8 protein-coding genes and 1 pseudogene are annotated in these 8,137 nt (G+C 63.6%); 2 read left to right on the top strand and 7 right to left on the bottom strand.

Annotated elements, in window-relative coordinates; genetic code table 11:
• A pseudogene (locus RS027_RS04560) lies at nucleotides 1-128 on the top strand (IS630-like element ISHsp2 family transposase); the annotation flags it as partial.
• A 95-nt stretch (nucleotides 129-223) separates the two neighbouring features.
• Here RS027_RS04560 and RS027_RS04555 read toward each other — a convergent pair.
• The 3 genes from RS027_RS04555 to efp form a co-directional block, all read right to left on the bottom strand.
• A complete protein-coding gene (locus RS027_RS04555) occupies nucleotides 224-1,150 on the bottom strand; it encodes a LysR family transcriptional regulator (protein ID WP_311954765.1) in 927 nt (308 codons plus the stop codon).
• 213 nt (nucleotides 1,151-1,363) lie between these two features.
• Nucleotides 1,364-2,386 carry an EF-P lysine aminoacylase EpmA gene (epmA, locus tag RS027_RS04550; protein ID WP_311954764.1) on the bottom strand — a complete coding sequence of 341 codons (1,023 nt, stop codon included), beginning with the start codon at nucleotides 2,384-2,386 and terminating at the stop codon, nucleotides 1,364-1,366.
• A complete protein-coding gene (efp, locus tag RS027_RS04545; protein ID WP_311954763.1) occupies nucleotides 2,386-2,952 on the bottom strand; it encodes an elongation factor P in 567 nt (188 codons plus the stop codon). The genes epmA and efp overlap by 1 nt, the downstream gene beginning before the upstream one ends.
• A 95-nt stretch (nucleotides 2,953-3,047) precedes the next feature.
• Between efp and epmB the strand changes: the two genes are divergently transcribed.
• Nucleotides 3,048-4,070 (top strand): EF-P beta-lysylation protein EpmB, encoded by a 1,023-nt coding sequence (epmB, locus tag RS027_RS04540; protein WP_311954762.1) that lies wholly within the window; start codon nucleotides 3,048-3,050, stop codon nucleotides 4,068-4,070.
• Nucleotides 4,071-4,225: 155 nt separating this feature from the next.
• Here epmB and RS027_RS04535 read toward each other — a convergent pair whose 3' ends face one another.
• Genes RS027_RS04535 through RS027_RS04520 form a run of 4 tightly spaced genes read right to left on the bottom strand, consistent with a single transcriptional unit; the run spans nucleotide 4,226 to nucleotide 8,129 of the window.
• Nucleotides 4,226-5,050, bottom strand: a complete 825-nt coding sequence (locus tag RS027_RS04535) for an alpha/beta hydrolase (protein WP_311954761.1) — start codon at nucleotides 5,048-5,050, stop codon at nucleotides 4,226-4,228.
• A gap of 2 nt (nucleotides 5,051-5,052) precedes the next feature.
• Nucleotides 5,053-5,856, bottom strand: coding sequence for an ABC transporter ATP-binding protein (locus RS027_RS04530; protein ID WP_311954760.1), 804 nt, complete (start codon nucleotides 5,854-5,856; stop codon nucleotides 5,053-5,055).
• Nucleotides 5,853-6,956 carry a FecCD family ABC transporter permease gene (locus RS027_RS04525; RefSeq protein WP_311954759.1) on the bottom strand — a complete coding sequence of 368 codons (1,104 nt, stop codon included), beginning with the start codon at nucleotides 6,954-6,956 and terminating at the stop codon, nucleotides 5,853-5,855. The genes RS027_RS04530 and RS027_RS04525 overlap by 4 nt, the downstream gene beginning before the upstream one ends.
• A gap of 9 nt (nucleotides 6,957-6,965) precedes the next feature.
• A complete protein-coding gene (locus RS027_RS04520) occupies nucleotides 6,966-8,129 on the bottom strand; it encodes an ABC transporter substrate-binding protein (RefSeq protein WP_311954758.1) in 1,164 nt (387 codons plus the stop codon).
• Between the last annotated feature and the right edge of the window lie 8 nt (nucleotides 8,130-8,137).

Here is an 8,137-nt window from a genome sequence, read left to right as displayed (position 1 = left end):
TCCTTTGGCGGCAGGTCAAATACCACTGGCTGCCCCTCGATGCCTATCTATCATTTGATCGGCTCTGCGATGAAGTCCATCGACTGCTCAAAGGTTACGGGACGGAACACACGATTAATTATGTGTAAGCACTTACCACAGCAGCTCTTTCAATAAGCTGAGGATTACACTACGAAATGGTAGACATTCAATCGACACAACCAACGGCGAGAAAAACATATCATCAGCTGGCAACCTGTCCCTCCAAAGCCTCCAGGAAGGCTTCCAACACACGGTGAAACCGCCGATCACGACGAGTAATAACCACGAAGGGAGTGAGATACTCGCAGCCGGGAATGGCCAGCGGCTTGAGACGTCCGGCGGCTACCCAGGGCGCGGCTAGATGATCCGGCAAATAGCCAATATAGTCGCCGGTAAGGATCAGGAAAGCGGCTCCTTCTCGATCTGAAGCAGAGGCCGTTCCATTGAGCCAGGCATGGGCTTCACGGGCAGCCTCAGGCAAAGGATAGCCGGGAATGACCGCCTCATGTTCAGAAAGGGAGTCTGTGATTAATGATGCTTCTGATGCGGCATATAAGGGGTGCGTATCAGCGCAATAAAGCAGTGAACGCTCCTTATACAGAGAGAGAATCTCAAGGTTGGTTAACAAATTGACTTCGGGCACTACCCCGACATGCAGCCGCGCATCCAGCACTCCCTGAGCAATCGCATCCGAGGGTTCCATATGAATGTTGATACGCACCTCCGGCCCCCGGCTTTTAAGGTCTGCCAAGGCTTGAGTGATACGCATCTCAGGCTTATTCACTAGATTATCGGTGATGCCAATGTTGAGTTCTCCACGCAGCGTCTGATGCAGACCATTGACCTCGGTGCGGAAGGTTTCGAGAGAGGCCAGCAAAGTCAGCCCAGCCGTGAAAACCTCGCGTCCCTCCTCAGTCAACGAGAAGCCGCCACGACCGCGCTGACACAGTCGCAGGCCTAGGCGCTTCTCCAGGTCACCCATGTGCATGCTGATCGCTGAACGGCTGATACCAAGCTCCATCTCGGCAGCAGTGAAGCCGCCGCACTCTACTACCGCTTTGAATACTCTTAGCAGACGGATATCGAAGTCGCTGACCTGGCCCAAAGGGGCAAGCTGACGCTCGGTCATGGAAACCTCCTCAGTCCTGGCAGGCGAAGTCTCGTGGTACCTGCAAGCAACGCCATTGGTTGTTTAATCCATTAAAAACAAAAGGTCCTGGCAGGTTGCTCCAACTCCAATAATAACCAGGATAATCTACAACATCAGCGGACCAACGGGATGATCATCCGGCATCCTACAGTTATACCTAAGTTCAGCCGTTAGCGCACTGGCATCTCTTCCTCAACACCCCGGCGTATCGAAGCTTAAAACGTCGCTCAGGCGGGGTTTGTCCAGCGCCAGCTGGATGAGCCGGTCAAGCCCCAGCGCCACGCCGCTGCCTTCGGGCAGGCCGTGGGCAAGGGCGGCGACCAGCCGGGTATCGACGTCGATCTCGTCAAAGCCGAGCCGGCGGCGCGCGGCGTTGTCGGCGTCAAAGCGGGCCTGCTGCTCGGTGGGATCAACCAGCTCATCGTAGCCGTTGGCAAGCTCCACGCCCTGGAAGTAAAGCTCAAAGCGCGAAGCCACTTCGTCGCCGTAGGCGTCTACATGGCGGCGGGCAAGGGCCGCTTGGCTGGCGGGGTAGTCCACTACCGCGCTGAGTTCGCCCTGCCCTTCCTTTTGATTTTCTTTTGCCCAGCCAAGAGTCGGCTCGATAACCAGACTCATGAGCAGGTCCAGACAGGTTTCCCGGGGCTCGTCGTCAAGCGCGCCCTTGGGCATGAAGCCGCGCTCGGCGGCAAGCCGGCGCAAACGTTCGAGCGATACGTTAAAGGGGTCAATCTCGAGATGCTCGTGAAAGAGCTCGCGGTAGGCGTGGCAGCGCGGCGGCCCCTGCTCGCCGGGTAGCAAGGTGTCGGACAAAAGCTCCCGAATCAGCGCGGCGGTTTCCTCCATCAGCGCCGGAAGGCTAAAGCCCGGCCGGTACCATTCCAGCATGGTGAACTCGACGTTGTGGCGGCGGCCCACCTCGCCGTCGCGGAAGCTTTTGGCCAGCTGGTAAATCGGCCCGCTGCCGGCGGCGAGCAGGCGCTTCATGTGAAACTCCGGCGAGGTGCGCAGCCACAGGCGCTGGCGGCCGGCAGCGGTGCGCGCCCAAGCCGACAGCGACGCCAGATGGATATCGGTGCTGCCGCCCTGGCCCAATATCGGCGTTTCCACTTCGAGCACGTCGCGCTCGGCAAAAAAGGCGCGCACGCGGGCAATGAGCCGGGCGCGATCGCGCAGCGTGGTCATGTCAGCGGTGGGCCACCAGGCGCCGCTCATCAGGCGCGGGACACGTATTCGCCGGTGCGAGTGTCTACCTTCAGCACTTCGCCTTCGTTGATGAACAGCGGCACGCGCACCACGGCGCCGGAGGACAGCGTGGCCGGCTTGGAGCCGCCCTGGGCGGTGTCGCCCTTGAGGCCGGGGTCGGTCTCGGTCACTTCGAGCTCGATGAAGTTCGGCGGCGTGACCTGGATGGCGTTGTCGTTCCACAGCGTCACGGTGTAAGGCACCTGCTCCTTGAGCCACTTTTCATCGTCGCCCAGGGCGCGCTTTTCGACCGCGTACTGCTCGAAGGAGCCGTCGGTGCGCATGAAGTACCACATGTCACCGTCGGTGTAGAGATATTCCATCTCCAGCTCCATGACGTCTGCGCCTTCCAGGGACTCGCCGGACTTGAAGGTGCGCTCCCAGACGCGGCCGGTCATCAGGTTGCGCAGCTTCACGCGGTTGAACGCCTGGCCCTTGCCGGGCTTGACCAGCTCGTTGGAGACGATCGAACACGGATCGCCGTCGAGCATTACCTTTAAACCGCCCTTGAATTCGTTGGTAGAATAGTTGGCCATAGTGCCTCTCAGGTTGCGTCATTGAAAAAAGAGTCAAAACGTCAGCGCGCGTTGGCCTGACCGGTGCGCCGCATTCTAACCCGAAGGAGGGCTTTTTGCAGGACAACACCCTGATTATCCACGACGGCGCCAGCGCGGCGGAAAGCCCCGGCTGGAAGCGCCAGCTGTCCCGGGCGGTGCGCGACCCGGCCGAGCTGTGCCGCCGGCTTGAGCTCGATGAAAGCTGGCTGCCCGGCGCCCGGGGCGGCCATGCGCTGTTCGAGACCTGCGTGCCCGAGGCCTTTCTCACCCGCATGGAGCCTGGCAACCCCGCCGACCCGCTGCTGCGCCAGGTGCTGCCGCTGGGCGAAGAAACCCGCGAGGTATCGGGCTTTATCGACGACCCGTTGGAAGAGGCCGAACAGCGCCCCGCCCGAGGGCTTATCCACAAATACCACGGCCGGGTATTGCTCATCGCAAGCCCCACCTGCGCGGTGAACTGCCGCTACTGCTTCCGCCGCCACTTCCCCTACGCCGATAACGCCCCCTCTCGCGCCCAGTGGCAGGAAGCGCTGGATTACCTGCGCCAAGACGATTCCATCCGCGAGGCAATTTTCTCCGGCGGCGACCCGCTGGCGGCAAACGATAAACAGCTTGCGTGGCTTGTCGGCGAGCTGGAAGGTATCAGCCACCTCAAGCGGCTGCGGATTCACACAAGGCTCCCGGTGGTCATTCCCGACCGGGTGGATGACGCCCTGCTCGCCTGGCTGTCTGCCACGCGCCTGCAAACGGTGATGGTGCTGCATATTAACCACGCCAACGAGATCGACCAGGCGGTGGTCGACGCCTGCGCGAGGCTGCAGCGGGCGGGGGTCACGCTTCTGAACCAGAGCGTTTTGCTTCGCGGGGTGAACGACAGCGTAGCGGCGCTCGAAGCGCTGTCCGAGCGTTTGTTCGAGGCACGTATTCTGCCCTACTACCTGCACGTCCTCGACCCGGTAGCCGGAGCGGCGCACTTTGACGCAAGCGACGACGAGGCCCGCAAGCTAGTGGCAGAACTACGCGAGCGCCTGCCGGGCTTTTTGATGCCGAGACTTGTTCGCGAGATCCCCGGCGAGCCGAGCAAAACGCCGCTGTAGCCTAAGCAGACTGCGTGCAGGTATTGCTAACCGCGCCATCTGCGAGCCGGCATACAGGTTGGCGAGGGGGTTCTACGCCAAGGATGGCGTAGGTAGCGTCCAGGGAAGGATTTACAGCGCCCCCTCGCAGGCCTGTATGCCGGCGGTCATATACTTCAAGCGCCAAACATCAGCCGCAGGCTGCGCTGAATGCCGATCATCACGATGGAGGCGTGGTCTTCCTCGGAGAAGCAGCGCCACTGTACTCGGCGCTCGCCGAGTTTTTGCGTCAGCTGCGCGGCGGTTGCCCGGGCGCGGCCGATCATTTGGCGCTCCCGGCGGCGCTGCATCACGCTTTCAAGCGTAGGCGAGCCGGCAAGCCAGGGGGCGGGCTCGCCTTCCCACTCGCCCACCGCCACCAGCACGCCGCTAATACCCTCGGCGGACGCACGGTCGAGCCCTTCCAGCCGCTCGGCCAGCGCCTCGGGGTGCCACCAGACCGACGGGCTGATGGCGGCGTAGTGGGTGAATACGCAAGGCCGCTGCGCCAGCGCGTTGAGCACGAAATACCCCGCCAGCGAATGGCCGAACAGCATCCGGTGATGATGGCTCAAGCCGTAATCCCGGGTAAGTTCGGGGACCAGTTCATCGGCGATAAACGCCAGAAACGCCGCCCCGCCGCCGCTGGTTTCCACTTCGACCCGCCTGGATGCTTCAAACGTATAGTCGCGATAGCGCGAAGCGACGGCGAGCCGTTCGCCTTCCTCGTTTGGCTCGCAGGGGGCGATGCCCACCACCGCCGCCATGCCGACGCCGGTGGCGTCCGGGCGGCGGCCGCTGCGCTTCACGGCCTCGGCCACGGTGGCAAACATGGCGCCGGCGTCAAGCACGTAGACCGCCGGCCAGCCGCCGGCGGGCGGCGTGCCCGGCGGCAGCCACAGGCTAATACGGTGGGCCGCGCCGCTTTGCGCGCGGCGCGTGAAGGTCTCGCTTGAATGCACGGTCAGGCCTCCGCCAGGTCGTCGATCATTACCTGCAGCGTTCCCCGGGCGCACTGCTCTATACGCGCCTTGACGCCGTACACCTGCGCAAGGGTTGCCGGGGTAATCGCCTCAGCGGGCGTGCCGTAGGCGGCAAGCTCGCCGTGAGAAAGCATGACGATGCCGTCGGACCAGCGCGCGGCGACGTTAAGGTCGTGGAGCACCACCAGCACGATCATCGAGCGCTCCCGGGCAAGCTCATGGACCAGCCGCATTACGCTTAGCTGGTGTTTTAAATCCAGCGCGCTGATGGGTTCGTCGAGCAGCAATACCTGAGGCCTGCGCGCCAGCACCTGGGCAAGCGATACCAGCTGGCGCTGGCCGCCGGAGAGCTCGCCGAGGTTGCGCAGCGCAAGCTCGACAATGCCCACCCGCTGAAGCACCTCCACGGCGTAGGTTTTGACCGCATCGCTGGAATCCAGCCCCTCCATGGGAGTGGCGCGCAGCGCGCTGATCACGCTCTCCAGCACGTTAAGCGACACGCCCTGGGGCAGGCTTTGCGGCATATAGGTCACGCGTTTGGCCCACTCGGCCAGCGGCTGGCCGACCAGCTCATGGCCGTCAAGGGTGACCAACCCACTGGCCGACTGTAGCCCCGCCAGCGCGCGCATCAGCGTGCTTTTCCCTGCCGCGTTGGGGCCAATCAGCGAATACACCCCGCCGCGCTCAAGCAGCGGCAGGCTGACGCTTTTGACAATCGCCCGCTTGCGATACCCGGTCGAGAAGCGCTGGATAGCCAACCCGGCCTTGTTACCGACATCACTCATGAAGCGCCCCCCGGCCGCCAGAAAATCAGCAGCAGAAATACCGGCACGCCGATAATCGAGGTCACGATGCCCACCGGCAGCATCACCCCGGGCACCAGCACCTTGCTCACCGTGGACGCCAGCGACATCACCAGCGCACCGGTCAACAGGCTTGCCGGCAGCAAAAAGCGGTGATCTTCCCCCAGCATCAGCCGGGCGATGTGCGGCCCCACCAGGCCGATAAAACCGATGGTGCCGACAAACGCCACCGAGGTCGCGGCCAGCAGGCTTACCCGCAACAGCGCGAAAAAGCGCAGCCGGCCGACGTTAATCCCGAAGCTGCGCGCGCGGTCTTCGCCCAGCCTGAGCGCGGTCAGCTTGCCCGCCGCGGCCAGCGAAAACGGCGCGACCAGCGCCAACACCACGGCCAGCACGCTGACGTTCTGCCCGTTGGCCCGGGACAGCGAGCCCATGCTCCAGAACACCAGCTGCTGCAGCGCCGCCTGGGACGAGGCGAACTGCACAAAGGCCACCAGCGCGTTGAACACAAACACCAGCGCGATGCCTAAAAGCACCATGGTCTCGACGCTGGTGCTGCGCAGCCTGGCCATCAGCTGCAACAGCATTACCGAGCCCAATGCAAAGCCGAAGGCGTTGAGCGAGACCATCCACTCCCGGGGCAAAAACGGCAGGCTGATGCCCAGCACGATGGCAAGCGCGGCGCCGAACGAGGCCGCCGACGACACGCCCAGGGTAAAGGGGCTGGCCAGGGGGTTATTGAGTATGGCCTGCATTTCCGCGCCGGCAAGGGACAGCGCCGCGCCCACCAGCAGCGCCATCAGCGCGTAGGGCAGGCGCACGTTCCAGATAATCGTGCGCTGGGCGTTGGAGACGCCGTCCGGCGACAGCAGCCCGGCGACAACCTCGCCGGGTGACAGCGTTGACGGGCCGGTCATGATATCCAGCACAAAGGCCGCCACGCACAGCGCGCCCAGCAGCACCAGCGCGCCCACGCGCCAGCGCACACGGCGGCGGTAGGCAGCCAGCACCGCGCGGCCCTGCCCGGCGGCGGTAGCAGCGTTCGCTGAAGAAGCTTTTACGGTATCGGTCAGTGCATTCACGTTAAGCGCCTACTGTGCGGCATTGTCTGATTCAGCAACGTCGTCTGGTTCAGCGTCAGCGCTTGCCTCAAGGCTTACCCAGCCGGTGCCGGTATAGGGCACCGCCAGAAAGCGCTGGTTGATCTGGGCAAGCGTAGCGGCGGGGTCGATCTCGGCAAACAGCGTCGGGTGCAGCCACTGGGCCAGCGCTTCCACCGCGACGATATCCAGCGGCGAGTTCAACAGCTGGTGGGCAAGCCCGTGTACCCGCCCTTCTGCCACCGCGGCAAGCTCGGCGATGCCGTTGCGCTCGGCCATGTTGGCAAGGGCTGCGCGGGCCTCGTCCTCGGCGTAGCCGCCGCCCAGCGTCAGCCCGCCCGAGCGCGCTAGGTCAGGGCCGCCCGTGGCGATGTAGACGTCCGGGTCGGCGGCGATAATGTATTCCAGATTGAGCTTGCCCGAGGCCTTTTCAAGCACGTCGGCGCCGATGTTGTGCCCCCCGGCGAAGTCGATGTAGTCGCCGACGCCGCCCGAACCCGGCGAGAAACAGCAGTCCCGGGTGATACCGGCGTGGGCTTCCATAAATACGCTCGGTTCGGCGGCATTCTCTGCATCCGCGAGCCGCTGAGAAATCCGTGCCAGATGCGCGTCGCGCAGCGCCAGGTAGTCCTGCGCCTGGGCCTGGTTGCCGGTAAGCTCGGCGAGAAGCTCAAGGCTTTTGCCCTGGTGGGCGAACGGGTCGATAAAAAAGTCGATAAACACCACCGGGATACCGGCGCTTTCCAGCGTCGCCACCTGGGCATCGGTAGGCCCCCGGCTGAGCGACACCACGGCGACGTCGGGCTCAGCGGCGAGCATCGACTCCATATCAAAGCTTTCGGCCGAGCTTGCCACCGAGGGCAACGTCTCAAGTGCGGGAAAGGCGTCGATCATGCGTTGGGAGTAGACCTCGCCCAGACGGCTGACGTCGTGGGGCCAGGCCGCCAGCTGGCTAATCGGATCGGGGTCAATCAGCGCAAGCGCGAGCAGGAAGCGCCCGTCGTCGATGGCCACCGTTGCCGGTGCGTCGGGTACCGTGACGGTTCTCCCGCGCAGGTCGGTGACCTCTTTGGCCGCCGCCGTCAGGGGCGAAAGCGCCGCGAGCAGCATGAGTACCGCGCCCAGCATCCGGTTTCGGGGTAAATAGTGGTACATACAAAAGG

The organism is Halomonas garicola (genome assembly GCF_031935715.1).
Taxonomy (GTDB): domain Bacteria; phylum Pseudomonadota; class Gammaproteobacteria; order Pseudomonadales; family Halomonadaceae; genus Vreelandella; species Vreelandella garicola.
Note: the sequence above shows the minus strand (reverse complement) of the source record. Positions and strands in the feature narration are given on the sequence as shown.

Bases quoted from the DNA above. Each gene is read 5' to 3' on its own strand.
- RS027_RS04555 (WP_311954765.1), bottom strand. From the start codon at position 1,150: ATGACCGAGCGTCAGCTTGCCCCTTTGGGCCAGGTCAGCGACTTCGAT.
- epmA (WP_311954764.1), bottom strand. From the start codon at position 2,386: ATGAGCGGCGCCTGGTGGCCCACCGCTGACATGACCACGCTGCGCGAT.
- efp (WP_311954763.1), bottom strand. From the start codon at position 2,952: ATGGCCAACTATTCTACCAACGAATTCAAGGGCGGTTTAAAGGTAATG.
- RS027_RS04530 (WP_311954760.1), bottom strand. From the start codon at position 5,856: ATGAGTGATGTCGGTAACAAGGCCGGGTTGGCTATCCAGCGCTTCTCG.
- RS027_RS04520 (WP_311954758.1), bottom strand. From the start codon at position 8,129: ATGTACCACTATTTACCCCGAAACCGGATGCTGGGCGCGGTACTCATG.